The organism is Schaalia turicensis ACS-279-V-Col4, assembly GCF_000296505.1.
Taxonomy (GTDB): Bacteria; Actinomycetota; Actinomycetes; order Actinomycetales; family Actinomycetaceae; genus Pauljensenia; species Pauljensenia turicensis_A.
Map to the genome: position 1 here is coordinate 161,391 of NZ_JH815209.1, position 18,551 is coordinate 179,941.

The following is an 18,551-nucleotide window of genomic DNA, read 5'->3' on the forward strand; positions in this document are numbered from 1 at the left end:
TGCCCGCCACCATGAGTGTGTACTGGTCACAGCTGCATCACCGTTTGAGTGAGGCCACTGCACCGTTCAGATCATGCTGCTTCGATCAGCTCAAGGCCGAGGAAGTCAGCTGCGCGTCCACGTGAACGCGGGTTGGAAAGATCTGAAATTGCGCGAGCAATACTCACATCAATCATTTCGTCAAACCAAGGCTTGACTGCATTGGCCAGCTGGTCGATATCCAGGTTGTTTGCCTGACGATTCAGTGCCTGAGAATGGACTGACACAGTCCGGGTACGCGTATTCATTTTTCTTCTCCATCATTCATTCATCAGACCGTATGCAGGTATGCGCGTTGTTCGCGCAGGCAACCTCATACGGTAGGTCGTATGTGCCGAAAGCTTTCTTAAATACCCTCATCGGCATTCTTACTCGCCGTGGCACTCCCACTACCCTACACGATTTCGCGTAGTCCGCCATCGGAAGCGCCCCTTCGTGTTGCACGCCATGAAGTCCCTAGTCCATCACGAACAATCAAAGCGTCCGTGTCACGAATAAAAATGGCCAGACTACCGAAGCAGTCTGGCCACCTTTCACATGCTGGTGTCAGCGAAGTCCGCCACCGATTGAGTAGTCGACTTCATCGCCCACCTTGTGCAAGCGAAGCATGTTCGAGGAACCTGCGGTCCCCGGTGGCATACCTGCAACGATCACGAGTTCGTCACCAATTTCAGCGAGGCGCGACGACTGCGCAACCTGGTCGACCTGCCACACCATGTCATCGGTGTGACGGACCTCAGGAACGCGGTAGGTCTGAATACCCCACGTCAATGCCAGGCGACGACGCGTTGATTCCAGCGGAGTAAATGCGAGCATCGGAATCGGGCGACGCAGACGCGACATCATGCGAGCCGAAGCACCGGACTGAGTGAAGGTCACCAGGTAGCGAGCATCAAGATGCTCAGCAATCTGAGCGGCAGCTTCACAGATGACGGCCGCACGGTCGTTGACGAAGAAACCAGTCAGTGCGGCGATCATTTCGCCACCGTTTTCTTCGGTGGACTCGATAATACGAGCCATCGTGCGAACAGCTTCGATCGGGAACGCACCCACTGAAGTTTCGCCGGAAAGCATGACCGCATCGGCACCGTCAAGGATGGCGTTTGCACAGTCAGAAGCTTCAGCGCGGGTCGGGCGAGGATTCTTAATCATGGAATCCATGACCTGGGTTGCGACGATCACCGGCTTCGCAGCACGGCGAGCCAGTTCGATGGCGCGCTTCTGAACCAGCGGAACGGACTCGAGTGGCATTTCAACGCCAAGGTCACCGCGGGCAACCATGATCGCGTCAAACGCATCGACGATTTCCTGGAGGGCTTCGACAGCCTGCGGCTTTTCGATCTTGGCGATCACCGGAAGACGACGACCGTATTCGTCCATGATCGCGTGGACATCGTTGATATCCTTTGCATTGCGGACGAACGACAGAGCGATGAAGTCTGCGTCGTTTTCCATTGCCCAACGCAGGTCCTCTTTATCCTTCTCGGAAAGAGCAGGAACGGACACTGCGACGCCGGGAAGGTTCAACCCCTTGTGGTCGGAAACTACGCCGGGGACCTCAACCTTGGTGATGACGTCGGTATCGGTGACCTCGACAACGCGGACTGCGACGTTTCCGTCGTCAATCAGCAGGCGATCGCCGGGAGCACAGTCACCAGGCAGACCTTTGAAGGTCGTACCAACGAGTTCCTTAGTTCCAGGCACGTCGCGGGTTGTGATGGTGAACGTGTCACCAACAGCGAGGACCTGGGGCCCTTCTTCGAACGTCTCCAGGCGAATCTTCGGGCCCTGCAGGTCAACGAGGATTGCAATGGCACGCCCTGAAGTCGCGGAAGCACGACGGACCTTTTCAATAACAGCTTCGTGCTCTGCAGCCGTGCCGTGTGATCGATTGATTCGGGCGACATCCATACCGGCGTCAACCAGTGCTTGGACTTGCTCCGAAGAATCAGTGGCAGGGCCGAGAGTACATACAATTTTTGCTCGACGCATAGCCCAAGTCTACCGTGATTGGGCGTCAAAACTCTTATCCTGGGATTCAATTTCAAGGTGATCGTTCCCATGTTCAGCGATTTTAGAAGCGTTTTCGCCACTTTCAGCAGGCACGAAGCGTTCGTCGCCCTGCAAGATAGTGGATCGTCCCAGTCTCCCGGCAACGAAGTAGACAACGAGGCCTAGCGCAAAAATGGCGAGCGATGTCCATACGTTCAGGCGCACTCCGAAGAAGGTGTGAGCCGTGTCGATGCGCATCATTTCAATCCAGCTTCGTCCAAGTGGATATGCGATCAGGTAGAGCGCGAACACCTGTCCAGAGGCGAAACGGAAACGACGATCGCACCACACGATGATTGCTGCCATCGTCAAATTCCACAGGCACTCATAGAGGAATGTTGGGTGAAACAGGGTTCCCGAGGCAAAACCATCGGGCAGATGCGCGTCGTCGATCTGCAAACCCCATGGCAACGTCGTGGGGCCACCGAAAAGCTCTTGATTGAACCAGTTCCCCCAGCGACCAATGGCCTGGGCGACCAGTAATGCTGGTGCAAGCGAATCAGCAAGCGGGCCAAGGCGCTTCCCGGAACGTTTCACTGCAATCCAAGCGCCGACTGCACCCAGAGCGACACCGCCCCAGATGCCCAAGCCACCTTCCCAGATTTGAATGATTCGAGCCGGATCACCGTTTGGACCAAAGTAGGCTTCGGGTGATGTGAAGACATGGTACAGGCGAGCTCCGATAATACCGATCGGGATCGCCCAAAGGGCCACGTCATACATCAGTTCAGGGTCACCGCCACGTTGTGCGTAGCGCTTGGACGTCCAGTAGACGGCGATAAACATGCCGATAACGATGATTAATCCGTACGCGCGTAGCGGTAGCGGACCGATGTACCAGACACCCTGCGACGGCGAAGGGATGGAGGCGCTGATCACAATCGGGCTCCTTTCACTCCTGAAACCAAGTCGTGAGCACGTTCTTCAAGAAGACGAAGGCCGCGGTCAATTGGCTCGTTAAACAGTGTCTTCACCAGTGCGGAGCCCACGATAACGCCGTCGGCGTACGCACCGATTTCTTTCGCCTGCTGGCCGTTCGAAATACCAAGACCAACGCACACGCGCTGAGCCCCGGCATCTCGCGTGCGTTCAACGAGGTCCTTGACGTGCTCTCCCACGGATGCGCGAGCACCGGTAACCCCCATTGTCGAGGCAGCGTACACCCAGCCTTCGCTATGCGCACTGATCAGTTCCAACCGGCGCCTCGGAGACGAGGGGGCGACAAGGTACGTGCGCTCCAAGCCGTATTCTTCTGCGCTTGCTTCCCACTGCGCCCCTTCTTCTGGAGGAAGGTCGGGGGTAATCAGACCGGAACCACCCGCAGTAGCAAAATCACGGGCAAAGCGCTCCACCCCCCACCACTCGACAGGATTCCAGTAGGTCATCACCGCGGTGGTCAGTCCATAACTGGTCAGTTCTTCAACAGCTCGAAACAGATCTTCAAGGTGAGTACCGTGTTCAAGAGCAGCAACTGTTGCCTTCTGAATCGTGGGTCCATCCATTCCTGGATCGGAATAGGGGAAGCCCAGTTCTAGTACGTCAAAACCACAATCTGCAAGGACTTTGCCCGCTCGAATGGAATTATCAACCGACGGAAAACCAACGGGAAGGTATCCGATGAGAGCTGCGTCGCCTCGTGAATGAGCTTCGTCGATGCGATGCCCAGCTTTCAATTCTTTGCTCACTTGCCCGCCTCTTCATCATCGTCCAACTGGGAAATGCCAGTCGAACCGGCACTGGGGTCAATCACTTGACGAGTCGCATGACCCAAGTTGAACCACTTCGATGCCGTGTCCACGTCTTTATCTCCGCGTCCCGACACAGTGACAATGGCAATCGGACCTTCACCTTCAGCAAAGGGACCGCCGTTTTCGCGAACCTTCTGCGCGGCCCACTGGCGGATACCTGCAAGAGCATGCGAAGACTCAATTGCGGGAATAATACCCTCGGTGCGCGATAGCAACCGGAAAGCATCCATCGCATCGGCATCGTTGATGGGAATGTAGCGAGCGCGACCGATCGCAGCGAGCCACGAATGTTCGGGGCCAACACCCGGGTAGTCGAGACCCGCCGAAATCGAATGTGATTCCTTCGTTTGACCGTCTCGTTCTTGAAGCAGGTACGTGCGGGCTCCGTGAAGAACACCGGTTTCATTCGCGGTAATCGAAGCGGCATGGCGACCGGTCTCAACCCCGTCTCCACCAGCTTCGCACCCGAGTAGTTCGACATCGGGATCGTCGAGGAATGCGGTGAAAGTACCGATTGCGTTCGAACCACCACCGATACATGCGCAGACGATGTCCGGCAAACGGCCTTCCATTGCCAGAAGCTGTGCTCGAGCCTCATCACCAATCACTCGCTGTAAATCACGAACAAGTTCCGGGAATGGATGAGGACCAGCCGCGGTACCGAAGATGTAGTTGGTTGTAGCTTCGTTCGTCACCCAATCGCGGAATGCTTCATTGATTGCATCCTTCAGAGTCTTCGAACCGGATGCTACGGCGACAACTTCCGCCCCAAGCATCTGCATTCGAGCAACATTCAGTGCTTGACGTCGAGTATCTTCTTCGCCCATGTAGACGGTGCACTCCAAGCCAAGAAGCGCCGCTGCAGTGGCGGTCGCAACACCGTGTTGCCCGGCACCGGTTTCAGCGATGACTCGGGTTTTGCCCAGTTCCTTCGTCAAAAGAGCTTGGCCAAGCACGTTGTTGATCTTGTGCGAGCCCGTATGGTTCAAGTCTTCGCGCTTCAAAAAGACGCGCACTCCCCCAAGCTCGCGGGAGAAACGAGGCGCCTCGGTCAGCAAAGACGGACGACCCGCATACCCAACAAACAGGTCACGAAGACGCTTCTGGAACGCAGGATCGGGCCACAAGCGCTTCCACTCACGTTCAATAACCTCGAGTGGTCCCATCAATGATTCGGCGACAAACCGTCCACCGAATTGGCCAAAGTAGGGGCCTTGAACGTTTGACAGTGCCACGTTACTTCTCCTCTAGAGCGGCGCGAACGCGCGCCTTACGGTCGGTCAGGAGAGCCGGATGAGAGCCGGCACATACCATGTCACGAATGGAGGACAACGGATCACCGCTGGTCACCAGAGCCTCTCCGACGAGAACAGCATCAGCACCCCACTTGGCGTATTCGAAAACGTCGTGGGGGCCTCGTACACCTGACTCCGCGACGGCGACAACGTCAGCTGGAATCACATCAATCACCTGGTTAACGGTGTCGCGGTCAACTTCAAGGGTCTTCAGATCTCGAGCATTGACCCCGATAATCCGTGCTCCCGCTTCGAGCGCTCGCAACGCCTCAAGACGCGAATGCGTTTCAACCAGAGCATTCATCCCCAGCGAATGGACGCGTTCCAGAAGCGAGATAAGTGCCGGCTGTTCAAGTGCGGCGACAATCAAGAGGACGAGGTCCGCTCCATGTGCCCGCGCCTCGTGAATCTGATACGGAGTAACAATAAAATCCTTGCGGAGCACTGGAATATCCACTGCGGCACGCACTGCATCAAGGTCAGCGAGGGAGCCAGAGAAACGACGTTTTTCCGTTAGAACAGAAATGGCGGTTGCGCCACCTTCTTCGTAGATCGACGCAAGACGCGCAGGATCAGGAATGCCAGCAAGAGCGCCCCTTGACGGAGAGGAACGCTTCACTTCGGAAATAATCGATACGGCGCCTTCGCGTTCCTTGAAGGCTGCGAATGCGTCATGGGCATCGGGGGCACGCAGTGCACGTCGCTTGATTTCGTCCATGGGGACGTGGGCCTCGCGCAAGGCAAGATCTTCACGGACACCTGCGATGATGTCATCTAAGACTGTCATGATTGCGCTCCTTCGCCACTACCGTCGTCAATTCGATGCTAGTGGGTACTAGTAGAGATACTGAAATGGGCTCATCATGTGTGCTCATACGTCACCTCGCTGACCGATGACTGCACCAAGGTCACCGCCTTCTTCGAAACAGGAACGCTTCCCCGTGTGACAGGCAACCCCAACCTGGTCCACTTCGATGAGCAACGCATCGCCGTCACAATCAAGACTGACAGCCTTCACAAACTGGAGGTGTCCGGACGTATCACCTTTGCGCCAATACTCTTGGCGACTTCGCGACCAGAAGGTCACTCGTCCTGTCGTCAGCGTCCGATGAAGAGCCTCGTCATCCATCCACCCGAGCATTAAAACTTCACGGGTATCCCACTGCTGAACGACAGCAGCAACAAGACCGGCAGAATCACGCTTTAAACGCTGAGCAATCGAAGGATCTAAAGTCATTCATCTATCTTGACACGAACAGGTCAACACGACCTCTGCCGTTCATTCTCCGGCTATAACGCCATCGCACACATCGAAGTGACCGGCCTCGTCCCCCAAAAAGAATGCGGTCAACTGCGTAGGCGAAAGAACCGCCTACTGCCACTGAAGAATCGCACCCCAGCCGATATACCCACCGGCAGCACCAAGAATCAGCCACGGTCCAAGAGGTATCCGCGCCCCGGTCCCCGCATTGCCGACGACCAATCGCCACAACGCGGCGCCACCGGCCAAAACGAAGGAAATAATCAAACCACCGTAGGCAGCTTGGATACCAACGCACCCAAGCAACGCTCCAAGGACAGGAGCAATCTTCACGTCGCCAAAACCGACACCGCCCGGGATCCTAGAAAGGATCCACAAGGGAACCGCCCAAATTGCCATCGACAAGACAATACGCACGATCACTTTCACGGGCGTTTCCGAGTGGAAAATCATGCCGAGCGCACCGAAGGTCACCCCGATCGCCATCGTAGCCGTGTATGCGTTGGGAAGCTTGTGCGTTCGAGCATCAACCAACGCAGAGAGCGCCCCGATCATCGCAACCGACACAATAGCCGGTGCCGACGGTTTCAGTTGCAGCGTCACAATCGTTGCAGCCCCAAACAAAGCGGAGGTCCACACGATACCCGTGCGCTTATACGGTGTCAGCGTCGCTTCAATGAAATATCGGCGTTGGACGCGCCAGCCGTAGCGCCACAGCCAATAGATGATGATCAGCCATGTTGCGAGTGCTAACGCAAGCGACAAGTCCTGGACCGTTGTTGCTTCACGGACGCGCAGAAGACTTAAAAAATCGCTCATTGAGGAATCACCTGACGCATCGCCTCCACATCAGCGTTCTTCCCCGTCATTAGCTGAACCTGAAGATGCGCTTGATGAAGAAGCATCTCGACACCGTAGACAACGCACGCGCCATTGGCTTCATACACCTGTACAAGCTGCGTGTCACGAGGCGAATAAATGACATCAAGCAGACACTGATCGGTTCTCGGGCTCAATTGCTTGGCAATATCATCGCCAATATGTGCGGGCAACGTAGAGATGAGGATGTCTGCCGAAGCGATCTCATGCATCACTCGTTCATGATCGCTGAAAAGAACCTGGTCAATCTCAACACCCAACCGCGTTGCTGCCACAACAATCGAACCCGGTCCGCCAAAACGACGCGCGATCACAGTTGTGCGAGTGATACCAAGCGTGCCCAAGGCTGCAAGGGACGAGGCCGCCGTCGCTCCACTGCCCAAGATCACTGCAGAATGCGGCGCATCACACCCCCTGCGCGCTCGAGCCTGATCGATAGCCATCACGATCCCGTGCACATCGGTGTTAAAACCGGTCAACACGCCTGCCGATGGGACAACGGTATTCACACTTCCAACCGCTTGGGCCAAAGGATCGCAGACATCAATCAAAGACATGATGTCCTGTTTGCACGGCATGGTCACGGAAAGACCGAGGCACCCTGAATCGAGCGAGGACAGGAAAGACGGCAACGTTTCTTTCGTGACCTCGATTGTGCGGTACGTCCAATCAGAACCCACGCCGACAGAATCCCACGCTGCCCTGTGTAAAAGAGGCGATAGTGAGTGCTCAATGGGTGAGCCGATTACGCCAGCCCAACTCATTGTGTCAGCACTTCCCGGGGTGAGCTTCGCAGTAGTCCTTGAATTTCTTCTGATTGGCTTCGTGATCGGCCAGCGTTGAAGCAAACACTGTCTCACCCGTATCCAAATCAATGGTCACGTAGTACAGCCAGTCGCCATCCGCAGGATGCATCACGGCTTTGATTGCTGCCTCACTGGGCTGAGCGATCGGGCTCGGAGGAATCCCCTTATGAAGGTATGTGTTGTACGGGTTCTCATCCAGCAGATCGGAAGCGGTTGGTACGCCACCGGTTTTACCAACTCCGTAAAGAACCGTTGAGTCCATTTGGAGCAAGCCATGAGTCTCGTTTTCAGTATCAGCAAGGCGATTTTCAATCACTCGAGCGACCTTGGGCAGGTACTCGTCAAGATTCACTTCACGTTCGAGAATTGAAGCCTTGTTCAAAACAATTTCGCGCTGGTCTTCAGCGACACCGGCACTATCGAGCGTGGAAATCGTAGTGGCAACCATCTGGGCAACCAGAGTCACCGGAGTATCCGAAGACGCCACTTCGTATGAACCCGGAGCAAGCCACCCCTCAACGTTTCCCCCAGCAACATCGGGCAAACCAATAGCGCTGGCATCTTCAAATGCTGCGGTGACATCATCAAAGCTGAAATCGGTGACAGATGAAATACGCTCGGCAATTTCTGCCTTGGTTTGCCCCGGAGTGACAGTCACCGTGTTATCAGACCTATTAGCGTCATCAAGCAATGCGGCAACCGCATCAGACGCCCTCATCTGCATTTTCAGCGTGTATGTGCCCGGACGGATCATTGTGGCTGCTTTATTCGCGTCATACGAGCGGATAAAGGCTGCAACGCTCTTGACGACGTCAGCATCAACCAGTGACTGACCGATTTCGGCACCTGTTTCGCCGACATCGATCGTCACTTCAACAGAGCCTGAACCCGGACCTGGATAGTCATCGTCCAATTGCGAGAAGGAAGATGAAGGCGCGGTCAGTTGGCGTACGGCATACACTGCTGCACCGCCAAGGAGAGCAATAACGATTGCCAGGATAATGAACGCGCGGATACGACGATTACGCTTACGACGGCGGGCTCGACGACGTTCTACTTCTAGGCGCCGAGAACGCATGCCGGTCGTTTCACTACTCACGGTTCCAAAAAGAGGAAGATCATTCGACTGTGGCGTTGCGGGCGGTGTCTGCGCGCGCTGGTGCGAAGCCTGAGTGCCTGCTCGTCCCTGTATATCTCGTCGTCGAGGAAATGGAGGGCGTTGCGAGTTGGGCGTCGTCACGAAAGATCCTTCCCTTCAATGATGATCTCGACCCCTGGGGCTCGATCGCTCATTCGTTCCGCTTCAAGTGCTTGCTCAAGAATGATTTGAGCAGCCACCTGATCGACAACCGCTCGGTGTTCCCTCTCTGGAACGCCTGACTGTCGTAAGCGCGCATGCGCTTGATTTGAGGATAGCCTCTCATCAACCAATGCGACACGAACATGTGGCCTAGCTAGCTTAATTCGTCTGCCGTAGCGCCGAGCGCCTTTTGCTGAAATTCCCTCTCCACCTTTGAGATGTTTCGGCAGGCCTACGATGACTTCTAAGGCATCGTATTCGTCGATGATTGAGCAGATACGCTCAACGTCAGAACCGTCATCAGCTCGGATAACAGTTTCAACGGGCATTGTGAGTATGCCGTCCGGGTCGCAGCGACTCACTCCAACCCGGACAGTTCCAACATCAACACCGATGCGCGTTCCGCGACGAAGACTCACGAATGAGCAACCTCGCGACGGATCGCGTCAAGCGCTTCCTTGATCGCGTCGAGCTTGGTGCCACCGCCCTGTGCGATGTCATCACGGCCACCGCCGCCACCACCAAGGTGCTGGGCGACAGCGCGAACAAATGCGCCTGCCTTAGCCTTGCGCTCGCGTGCCTTCTCGTTTGTCACAACGACGATCGAGGGCTTGTCGTTCACTCGGCCGATGAGAGCGACAACAACCGGATTCGCATCGCCAAGACGATCACGAACTTCAAGAGCCAGAGTGCGCAACGCGTCAGCGGACGGCATAACGCCTGCATCATTGGCGACTACAGCAATGCCATTGAGCGACTGTGCCGTATCAGCAAACGTCTGCGCCTGAGCCAGTGCTTGCTCAGTGCGCATGCGCTCGAGTTCCTTCTCAGATTCCTTCACTCGAGCAAGCAACGAAGCAATACGATCCGGAAGCTCTTCGCTACGGCCCCCCACCATGGTCGACAGCTGGGAAACCAAAGCATGTTCCTTTGCCTGGAACGAATACGCGCCATTGCCGACAAGCGCATCAATGCGTCGCACGCCCGAACCAATGGATCCTTCACCCACGATCGTGATACGACCAATGTGGCCGGTCGTAGGAACATGGGTGCCACCGCAGAGTTCCTTATCGAAGCCGTCACCGATGGTGACAACACGGACCTCAGCACCATATTTTTCGCCGAAAAGTGCAATCGCGCCGGAAAGGCGGGCCTCTTCGATCGACATCACGTCAGTCTTGACCACGAGGTCCTCGGCAAGCTTTTCATTGACAAGGGCTTCAATGTCGTTAATCTGCGAACCCTCGAGAGCCGAGGAGTGACGGAAGTCGAAGCGTAGACGTGACGGTGAGTTCTCAGAACCAGCCTGATCGGCGTCTTCGGCAACGATTCGACGCAGACCCGCATAGACCATATGGGTTGCGGTGTGAGCGCGAGCAATCGCCAGACGACGCTCAGAGTCAACCTCTGCCCATGCCTTCGCACCAACCGTCACTACGCCTTCAGTCAGCGTGCCACGGTGAACCGACAGCCCCTTAATCGGAGCCTGGACATCGTGGACCTCGATAATGCCACCGTCTGCAAGGCGAATCTGACCGTGGTCAGCGAGCTGACCACCCATCTCAGCGTAGAACGGAGTGCGGTCAAGGACGACCTCGACCTCAGCAGGCGCCTGCGCGACGGGAGCGGGAACGGAATCAACGAGAAGAGCGGTGATCGTCGCTTCGGAGCCAAGATCTGTGTAGCCGAGGAAGGTCGAGCCACCACCCATCTGCTTCTCAATATCTTGGAAGAGGCGAACGTCGGTGTGGCCGGTCTTCTTTGCGCGAGCATCGGCGCGTGCACGGTCCTTCTGCTCCTGCATGAGAGTCTTGAAAGCATCCTCGTCAACCTTCAGGCCCTGCTCGCTTGCCATTTCAAGCGTCAAGTCAATCGGGAAGCCGTAGGTGTCATGCAGTGAGAATGCTGATTCGCCGGACAGAACGTGAGATCCAGCCTTCTTCGCATCACGAACGGCGACGTCAAGAATCGTAGTGCCGGCGCTCAGCGTGCGACGGAATGCGTCCTCTTCGGCGTATGCGACGTCCTGAATGGTTGCCCAATTCTCGTTGAGTTCCGGGTAGGACAGGGACATGACGTTCTTCGAAGCTGTCAGCAGACTCGGCATCGTGGCCTCGTCGACGCCCAAAAGACGCATCGAACGCACCGCACGGCGGATCAGACGACGCAACACGTAGCCTCGTCCATCGTTGCCCGGACGCACGCCGTCATTGATCAGCATGAGCGCAGAACGCACATGATCTGCGACAACGCGCATACGCACATCATCGTCATAAGCGACACCCGCGCTGGGGCCTGAGGCACCCAAGCCGTACTTCTTGCCCGACATCTGCTGGGCGACATCAATGACCGGGAAGACTTCGTCGATCTCGTACATGTTCGGCTTGTCCTGCATGATGAATGCAAGACGCTCAAGGCCAGCACCCGTATCAATTGCGGTCTGGTCAAGCTTGCCAACGAGTTCGAAGTCGTGGCCTTCACCTTCGCCTCGAACAAATTCGTCGAAGACGAGGTTCCAGATTTCAAGGAAGCGGTCGCCAGCAACGTCGGCGACGGGACCGCCATCGGGGCCAAACTCAGGACCACGGTCGTAGTGGATTTCACAGCATGCGCCAGCAGGACCCGGCTGACCGGTCGACCAGGAGATCTCTTCAAACGGAAGACGCTGGATGCGCTCTGCGGGCAGGCCGATCGTCTTCGTCCAGTAGTCGAAGGAAACCTCGTCTTTTTCCCAGATGGTCATCCACAAGCGGTCGCCGTCAAGGCCGTAACCGCCCTTATCCTGCGGAGTTGTCAGCAGTTCCCACGCGTGGCTGATAGCGCCTTCCTTGAAGTAATCGCCAAAGGAGAAGTTACCGTTCATCTGGAAGAACGTACCGTGCCGCGTGGTCTTACCAACATTGTCAATATCATTCGTACGAATGCACTTCTGCACCGATGCTGCGGTCGGCCACGGAGCCGGCTCTGTTCCCAGAATGTAGGGAATAAACGGCACCATGCCCGCGACGGTGAACAGAATGGAAGGCTCCGGAGAGATCAACGAAACCGAAGGCGAAATATGGTGGCCTTTGGATTCGAAGAAGTCGAGCCAACGTGAACGAATTTCAGAGGTGCGCATGGTTCCCTATCGTAATAGGTGAGGGCCAGATAAAGCACATCTGACCAACGGGGTGAAAGAAAACAACAGAGCCCCGAGAAAAATCTCGGGGCTCTGCAAAAGTGTGATCAGCGTGAGTAGTGTTCAACGACCATCTGGACGTCACAGGTCACGGGGACTTCAGCGCGCTTCGGGCGACGAACCAAAGTGGCCTTGAGGCGCTCAAGCTCGACGTCCAGATATTCGGGAACTGCCGGCAGAACGTCACGGTGGATGCCCTGAGCAGCAATTTCGAACGGAACGGTGGTCTGCGACTTCGGCTTGACCTGGATGGTCTGCCCCGGCTTCACACGGAAAGACGGACGGTCAACGATCTTGCCGTCAACCAGGATGTGACGGTGAACGACGACCTGACGTGCCTGCTGGATGGTGCGGGCGAAGCCTGCACGCAGAACCAGGGCGTCAAGACGGGTTTCGAGAAGCTCAACCAGGTTTTCACCGGTCAGGCCAGCGGTACGACGTGCTTCTTCGAAGGCGCGACGCATCTGGGATTCGCGGATGCCGTACTGAGCGCGCAGACGCTGCTTTTCCTTCAGACGAACGGCGTAGTCGGATTCTTGACGACGACGGGAGCGACCGTGCTCGCCGGGGCCGTAGGGGCGCTTCTCGAAGTAGCGGACTGCCTTCGGGGTGAGTGCAATGCCGAGGGCGCGGGATTCGCGCACCTGCTTGCGGGAACGGTTCTGTGCCATTTCCTCTATCTTTCCTGTTTCTTGTGTCATGACCACGGACTATCCGTTGGCCACGGGGTCAACTCCCAGAATTGCTTCTTTCGGCTAAGACCCCAGGTGTGCCATACAGGCAACCCGTCAAGACTACCGTAGTTTCAGTAGTTTCCTAATCACGGACAGGCGTTCAGTGATGAGTTTCTCATGCCCGTTCGTGGTTGGCTCATAGTAGCGTGCACCCTCAAGATTGTCGGGAAGATACTGCTGGGTAGCAACGTGATGCGGTTCGTCGTGCGCATAAATGTACTCTTGGCCGTGGCCCAGTCGTTTCGCTCCCCCGTAATGAGCATCGCGCAGATGCATGGGAACAGGTCCGCTCTTTCCAGCTCTCAGGTCCGCAATCGCCCTGTCAATACCAAGGTAGGCAGCGTTCGACTTCGGCGCGGTTGCGACAGCAATGACCGCTTCGGCCAAAATAATGCGCGCCTCCGGCATGCCGATCATTGCCACTGCTTGAGCCGCAGCAACGGTTGTAGATAGGACCTCGGGAGCTGCCATACCCACATCTTCCGAGGCAGCGATCATGACGCGCCTCGCAATAAAACGAGGATCCTCCCCCGCTTCTAGCATTCGCGCCAGATAGTGCAACGCCGCATCAACGTCAGAACCTCGCATCGATTTAATGAACGCCGAAGCAACGTCGTAGTGCTGATCCTGGTCCCAGCGGACAAGCGCTTGGTTCGCGGCGGTCTGCACGTGATCAAGGGTGATCGCTTGGGACTGTTGGTCATCGGCTGCTCCAGCGGCAGCTTCCAGCAGAGTCAGTGACTTTCGCGCATCGCAGCCAGCAAGGCGTACGAGGCCCCCCATCGCGTCATCATCCAGTGTGTAAGCGCCATTCAGACCTCGTTCATCATCGAGAGCACGACGGATTAAGAGCTCAATCGCCTCTTCTTCGAGTGGCTCGAGCACCAGCAAGATCGAACGTGAGAGCAACGGCGAGATCACCGAAAACGATGGATTCTCGGTTGTTGCAGCAACGAGGGTCACCCACTGATTTTCGACAGCTGGGAGAAGAGCATCCTGCTGAGACTTCGAGAAACGATGAACTTCGTCGATGAAAAGAATGGTTCCTTCACCGGTTGACGCGGTACGCCTCTTCGCGCTGACAACAACATCTCGAATATCTTTTACGCCAGCTGAGACCGCGGACAATTCTTCAAAATGACGACCGGATGATTGAGCAACAAGGTAGGCAAGTGTGGTTTTACCAGTGCCCGGTGGGCCCCACAAGATCACGGAAGAAACCTGAGGAGCACCCGGTTTAACCGGAGCGAGCAACCGTCGAAGAGGCGAACCTTTTGAGAGAAGATGGCGTTGCCCAATGACTTCGTCGAGAGATGTTGGACGCATACGCACCGCAAGAGGAGCATGCGAGTTAAACTGCGGAACTCCGTCGGCAGTTAAAGAGTCGGAACTAAAAAGGTCCACGAGGTTCACTGAGTGGGCGCTGAGGCGGACAGTAGATGTGCAACGACACCACCAGCGATTAACACCATGCCACCACCGGCCGCGAAGGCTGATGCGGACAAAGCCATCGCCGCGTTCATTGCAGCACCGTTGTCGGCGTTAGCTTCGTGCGCAGCAAGAATGGCTTCCGCCGACAGTGAAGACGCCGACGACTCGCTTGATTGGGAGGAAAGAAGCTTCACTGTTGGCTGGTCAGATTGGTCTTCCGTTGAGCTTGCTTCGCTTGGAACGGGAGAAGCAAGCGTCGTTTGCTGGGCAGGAACCTGAACAGCTGGATTCGAAGCACTCCGGGCGGCCGCCGTGTTCGTCTGCGCAGAAATGGCATCAGGCAACAGTGTAGCCGGCGCTGAAGGAGTAACGGGCTCAGGAACAACCGGGGCACCGGGGGTTACGGGCTTTTCAGGCTCACTGGGAATCACTGGATCTACCGGTTGAACGGGAGTAGCAGGTTCAACGGGATCGACTGGAGTAATCGGGATTGCCTTTTGCGTAATGCCGACCCAGCGTGTGAACTCGCAAGCCTCTCCTGCACTGTGACCATCCTTGGTCAGATAGAAGACAGTGAGTTGATGAGCGACGTTAGCTTCCCACAAAGTGCCGTCAGCATTGTTCGTGCCGTTAGGGATCTCAACGGGTGCCACGAAACGCTCTTTCTGCGCGTCATAGGTACCAACTGCCCACACCTTCGCGTCAAGCTTTTCGCCGGTCAGCGGGTTTGCCAGTGCTTCACTACGTTGCAAAAGGGTTCCGTTACCGTCAAGGTAGATGGCAATAAGGTGCGTTGCGTCAAGTCCACTACAGCTTGAAAGGACCGTGAACGTGTCTGAGAGAGAATCCTTTAAAAAAGGGCTGTTCGCGCTCTTTCCATCGCCCTGCGCAAACGACGGGGTAGCGCAGGCTAAAACAAATCCAAGCAGCACAAAAAGGAGTGCAAGAATACGCACGAAATGCGCATGAACAGCACCAAGATGGCGTTGTAGCGCCATTCTTCCCTCCCCTTTACTCACTATGCTCCATTGAGCCTATCAGGAGAGAAGTGAGAAGATCATACGAAGTACTTACTCAAAAAGTGAGGTATCCCCCGCACCAGCACGCGCGACCACTCCAGCACCCTGGGTGAAGTCGATCACGGTTGTGGCCTCGTCACCACCGACGGGAGCAACGATCACTAGGTCAATCAACTTACCGATGCGATCATCCACCTCGAACCCGTCGATCATCGGTTCGCTCTCACCGGGCAAAATCAGTGTCGAACACAGAAGCGGTTCGTCAAGCGCAGCAACGATCTCTTGGGTAATGACATGATCGGGAATGCGGACACCAACTGTGTGCTTCTTTTTGTTCAGCGTCATGCGAGGAATCTCTTTAGTTCCAGGCAAAATGAAAGTGTAGGCACCCGGAGTCAGAGCTTTGATCGTACGGAACTGAGAGTTATCGACGATGACAAGTTCACCCAGTTGCGCAAAAGAATGGCACAAGAGCGAGAAGTTGTGTTTCTCGTCCAAACGACGAATCGAACGAATCGTATCCATGCCAGCCTTGTTGCCGAGCTTGCAGGCAATCGCGTATCCCGAATCAGTCGGAAGCGCGATCACGCCGTCGTTGTTCAAGATCTCGACAGCTTTGTTCACGAAACGAACTTGTGGATTCTCTGGGTGCATTTCTACGTACGACATACATACAGTGTGCCCTAAATCACGCACTCATGCAGGTGAAACAGACCTACCACCTGACGAATCTGCCATGCAAGAAGTCTGGTGACACAGATGAAATCCATGGGATAAATCAGAGGGCGGTACCGAAGAGCTCAGTCTTCAGTACCGCCCTCTGCGCTCAGTTGTTCACCGGAGATGAAATTTCCACGCGAACGATAGGGGCGTCATTGGACGCGCGCTATCACTTTGATTCACCGGCCTCTTTTTTGGAGGTTTCCTCTTCGCCACGCTTCTTCGGCTGGGCATCAACACCAGCTTCCTTACGCTGCTGAGGCGTAATCGGAGCGGGAGCTTCGGTCAGCGGATCGTAGCCACCACCCGACTTTGGGAAGGCGATGACGTCGCGGATCGACTCGGACTTGGTGAGCAACGAAACGATGCGGTCCCAACCAAATGCAATGCCACCGTGTGGCGGAGCGCCGAACTTGAAGGCATCCAGCAGGAAGCCAAACTGCTCCTGGGCTTCTTCGTCGCCAATACCCATGACATTGAAGACGCGGTTCTGGATGTCACGGCGGTGGATACGGATTGATCCGCCACCAATTTCGTTGCCGTTGCAGACGATGTCGTAGGCGTAGGCAAGTGCATTGCCCGGGTCCTTGTCGAAGGAGTCCAGCCATTCGGGCTTTGGGGAAGTAAATGCGTGGTGCACCGCGGTCCATGCGGAATGGCCAAGTGCAACGTCGCCTTCTGCTTCTGCGTCGCCGGTGGGCTTGAACAGCGGAGCATCAACTACCCAGGTGAATGCCCATGCGTCGGGGTCAATCAGATCGCAACGCTTGCCAATTTCGAGGCGCGCCGCGCCGAGCAATTCGCGCGAGGGGGTCGGTTTACCCGCACCGAAGAAGATGCAGTCGCCGGGCTGAGCACCGGTTGCTTCCGCCAGTCCTTCGCGCTCAGCATCGGTGATGTTCTTGGCAACGGGGCCACCGAGGGCGCCATCTTCACCAATGGTGACGTAGGCAAGGCCCTTTGCACCGCGTGCCTTCGCCCATTCCTGCCACTTGTCAAAGGTGCGACGCGGCTGGGAAGCACCGCCGGGCATGACGACTGCGCCGACGTAGGGAGCTTGGAAGACGCGGAACGTGGTGTCTTTGAAGTATTCGGTCAGGTCAACCAGCTCGAGGCCGAAACGAAGGTCGGGCTTGTCAGAGCCGTACTTTTCCATCGCGTCCTTGTAGGTCATTCGAGGAAGCGGGGTAGGCAGGTCGTAGCCGATGAGCTTCCAGACGTTCATCATGACATCTTCGGCAACGGCAATGACGTCATCTTGGTCAACGAAGCTCATTTCGATGTCGAGCTGGGTGAATTCTGGCTGACGGTCAGCGCGGAAGTCCTCGTCACGGTAGCAACGTGCGATCTGGAAGTAGCGTTCCATACCGGCAACCATGAGCATCTGCTTGAACAGCTGCGGGGACTGTGGAAGTGCGTACCAAGAGCCGGGCGACAAACGAGCCGGGACGATGAAGTCGCGAGCACCTTCGGGGGTCGAACGCGTCAGGGTCGGGGTTTCGATTTCGACAAAGTCGTGCGTGTAGAGAGTGTCACGAGCGGCGCGCGACACCTGGGAACGAAGACGCAGCGCGTACTGTTCCGGTTCGCGACGAAGGTCGAGGTAACGGTACTTCAGGCGAGTTTCTTCGCCAACGTTGCCGGAGTCTTCTGCGTGCGCAGAGACCTGGAAAGGAAGAGGTGCGGACGTATTGAGGATTTCAATGTCGTCGCCCATCACTTCGATGGCGCCGGTGGGCAAGTGAGGGTTCTCGTTACCCTCGGGGCGAGCACACACCTCGCCGGTGACTTTGAGGACGAATTCGGAGCGGAGCTCGTGGGCGACGGATTCGTCGCGGACGACAACCTGTGCAATACCGGATGCATCGCGGAGATCGACGAATGCAACGCCGCCGTGATCACGGCGGCGATCCACCCAACCGGTCAGAGTAACGGTCTGACCGACAAGGTCGGTATTGAGGGTGCCAATGTTATGAGTGCGCAGCACGTGTCTTCCTTTCATTGTGGCCATCCGCGAGACGGGCGGCGGCACCGCGATTTTACTCCCCTTTATGCGCTCTTGTTCGCTTGCTTTGCTCGCGGGGCTCTA

At 56.3% G+C, this 18,551-nt stretch carries 17 protein-coding genes; all 17 read right to left on the reverse strand.

Annotated elements, in window-relative coordinates:
* Positions 1-71: 71 nt before the first annotated feature.
* On the reverse strand, positions 72-287 hold the full coding sequence (locus HMPREF9241_RS04405) for a hypothetical protein (protein ID WP_006681077.1): 216 nt from the start codon (positions 285-287) through the stop codon (positions 72-74).
* 298 nt (positions 288-585) lie between these two features.
* The gene (gene pyk, locus HMPREF9241_RS04410) at positions 586-2,031 is read right to left on the reverse strand and encodes a pyruvate kinase (RefSeq protein WP_006681078.1); all 1,446 of its coding nucleotides are present in this window, start codon (positions 2,029-2,031) and stop codon (positions 586-588) included.
* Positions 2,032-2,040: 9 nt separating this feature from the next.
* Positions 2,041-2,970 carry a prolipoprotein diacylglyceryl transferase gene (gene lgt / locus HMPREF9241_RS04415; protein WP_006681079.1) on the reverse strand — a complete coding sequence of 310 codons (930 nt, stop codon included), beginning with the start codon at positions 2,968-2,970 and terminating at the stop codon, positions 2,041-2,043.
* On the reverse strand, positions 2,967-3,776 hold the full coding sequence (gene trpA / locus HMPREF9241_RS04420; protein WP_006681080.1) for a tryptophan synthase subunit alpha: 810 nt from the start codon (positions 3,774-3,776) through the stop codon (positions 2,967-2,969). The genes lgt and trpA overlap by 4 nt, the downstream gene beginning before the upstream one ends.
* Complete coding sequence (gene trpB / locus HMPREF9241_RS04425) at positions 3,773-5,074, reverse strand: tryptophan synthase subunit beta (protein ID WP_006681081.1); 1,302 nt, start codon at positions 5,072-5,074, stop codon at positions 3,773-3,775. Before trpB ends, trpA begins: the two co-directional genes overlap by 4 nt.
* Before the next feature lies 1 nt (position 5,075).
* On the reverse strand, positions 5,076-5,921 hold the full coding sequence (gene trpC / locus HMPREF9241_RS04430; RefSeq protein WP_006681082.1) for an indole-3-glycerol phosphate synthase TrpC: 846 nt from the start codon (positions 5,919-5,921) through the stop codon (positions 5,076-5,078).
* A gap of 84 nt (positions 5,922-6,005) precedes the next feature.
* Positions 6,006-6,371, reverse strand: coding sequence for a phosphoribosyl-AMP cyclohydrolase (gene hisI / locus HMPREF9241_RS04435; protein WP_006681083.1), 366 nt, complete (start codon positions 6,369-6,371; stop codon positions 6,006-6,008).
* A 135-nt stretch (positions 6,372-6,506) separates the two neighbouring features.
* Complete coding sequence (locus tag HMPREF9241_RS04440) at positions 6,507-7,214, reverse strand: prepilin peptidase (protein ID WP_006681084.1); 708 nt, start codon at positions 7,212-7,214, stop codon at positions 6,507-6,509.
* Positions 7,211-8,038 carry a shikimate dehydrogenase gene (locus HMPREF9241_RS04445; RefSeq protein ID WP_006681085.1) on the reverse strand — a complete coding sequence of 276 codons (828 nt, stop codon included), beginning with the start codon at positions 8,036-8,038 and terminating at the stop codon, positions 7,211-7,213. Before HMPREF9241_RS04445 ends, HMPREF9241_RS04440 begins: the two co-directional genes overlap by 4 nt.
* 4 nt (positions 8,039-8,042) lie before the next feature.
* Positions 8,043-9,179 (reverse strand): endolytic transglycosylase MltG, encoded by a 1,137-nt coding sequence (mltG, locus tag HMPREF9241_RS04450; protein WP_243440776.1) that lies wholly within the window; start codon positions 9,177-9,179, stop codon positions 8,043-8,045.
* A 137-nt stretch (positions 9,180-9,316) separates the two neighbouring features.
* Positions 9,317-9,799 (reverse strand): Holliday junction resolvase RuvX, encoded by a 483-nt coding sequence (gene ruvX / locus HMPREF9241_RS04455; RefSeq protein WP_006681087.1) that lies wholly within the window; start codon positions 9,797-9,799, stop codon positions 9,317-9,319.
* On the reverse strand, positions 9,796-12,498 hold the full coding sequence (gene alaS, locus HMPREF9241_RS04460) for an alanine--tRNA ligase (RefSeq protein WP_006681088.1): 2,703 nt from the start codon (positions 12,496-12,498) through the stop codon (positions 9,796-9,798). Before alaS ends, ruvX begins: the two co-directional genes overlap by 4 nt.
* A gap of 107 nt (positions 12,499-12,605) precedes the next feature.
* The gene (gene rpsD / locus HMPREF9241_RS04465) at positions 12,606-13,229 is read right to left on the reverse strand and encodes a 30S ribosomal protein S4 (protein ID WP_040318548.1); all 624 of its coding nucleotides are present in this window, start codon (positions 13,227-13,229) and stop codon (positions 12,606-12,608) included.
* A 123-nt stretch (positions 13,230-13,352) separates the two neighbouring features.
* Entirely contained in the window at positions 13,353-14,696 is a 1,344-nt protein-coding gene (locus HMPREF9241_RS04470; protein ID WP_040318549.1) for a replication-associated recombination protein A, read from the reverse strand.
* Positions 14,697-14,701: 5 nt separating this feature from the next.
* Positions 14,702-15,721, reverse strand: coding sequence for a hypothetical protein (locus HMPREF9241_RS09715; protein ID WP_006681091.1), 1,020 nt, complete (start codon positions 15,719-15,721; stop codon positions 14,702-14,704).
* 72 nt (positions 15,722-15,793) lie between these two features.
* The gene (locus tag HMPREF9241_RS04480) at positions 15,794-16,411 is read right to left on the reverse strand and encodes an L-threonylcarbamoyladenylate synthase (protein ID WP_006681092.1); all 618 of its coding nucleotides are present in this window, start codon (positions 16,409-16,411) and stop codon (positions 15,794-15,796) included.
* 220 nt (positions 16,412-16,631) lie between these two features.
* On the reverse strand, positions 16,632-18,449 hold the full coding sequence (gene aspS, locus HMPREF9241_RS04485; protein ID WP_006681093.1) for an aspartate--tRNA ligase: 1,818 nt from the start codon (positions 18,447-18,449) through the stop codon (positions 16,632-16,634).
* Positions 18,450-18,551: the final 102 nt, after the last annotated feature.

Excerpts from the sequence above, each read along its gene's own strand:
- HMPREF9241_RS04405 (WP_006681077.1), bottom strand. The coding sequence starts at position 287 with ATGAATACGCGTACCCGGACTGTGTCAGTCCATTCTCAGGCACTGAAT.
- pyk (WP_006681078.1), bottom strand. The coding sequence starts at position 2,031 with ATGCGTCGAGCAAAAATTGTATGTACTCTCGGCCCTGCCACTGATTCT.
- trpC (WP_006681082.1), bottom strand. The coding sequence starts at position 5,921 with ATGACAGTCTTAGATGACATCATCGCAGGTGTCCGTGAAGATCTTGCC.
- hisI (WP_006681083.1), bottom strand. The coding sequence starts at position 6,371 with ATGACTTTAGATCCTTCGATTGCTCAGCGTTTAAAGCGTGATTCTGCC.
- HMPREF9241_RS04440 (WP_006681084.1), bottom strand. The coding sequence starts at position 7,214 with ATGAGCGATTTTTTAAGTCTTCTGCGCGTCCGTGAAGCAACAACGGTC.
- HMPREF9241_RS04445 (WP_006681085.1), bottom strand. The coding sequence starts at position 8,038 with ATGAGTTGGGCTGGCGTAATCGGCTCACCCATTGAGCACTCACTATCG.
- alaS (WP_006681088.1), bottom strand. The coding sequence starts at position 12,498 with ATGCGCACCTCTGAAATTCGTTCACGTTGGCTCGACTTCTTCGAATCC.
- rpsD (WP_040318548.1), bottom strand. The coding sequence starts at position 13,229 with ATGGCACAGAACCGTTCCCGCAAGCAGGTGCGCGAATCCCGCGCCCTC.
- HMPREF9241_RS09715 (WP_006681091.1), bottom strand. The coding sequence starts at position 15,721 with ATGGCGCTACAACGCCATCTTGGTGCTGTTCATGCGCATTTCGTGCGT.
- HMPREF9241_RS04480 (WP_006681092.1), bottom strand. The coding sequence starts at position 16,411 with ATGTCGTACGTAGAAATGCACCCAGAGAATCCACAAGTTCGTTTCGTG.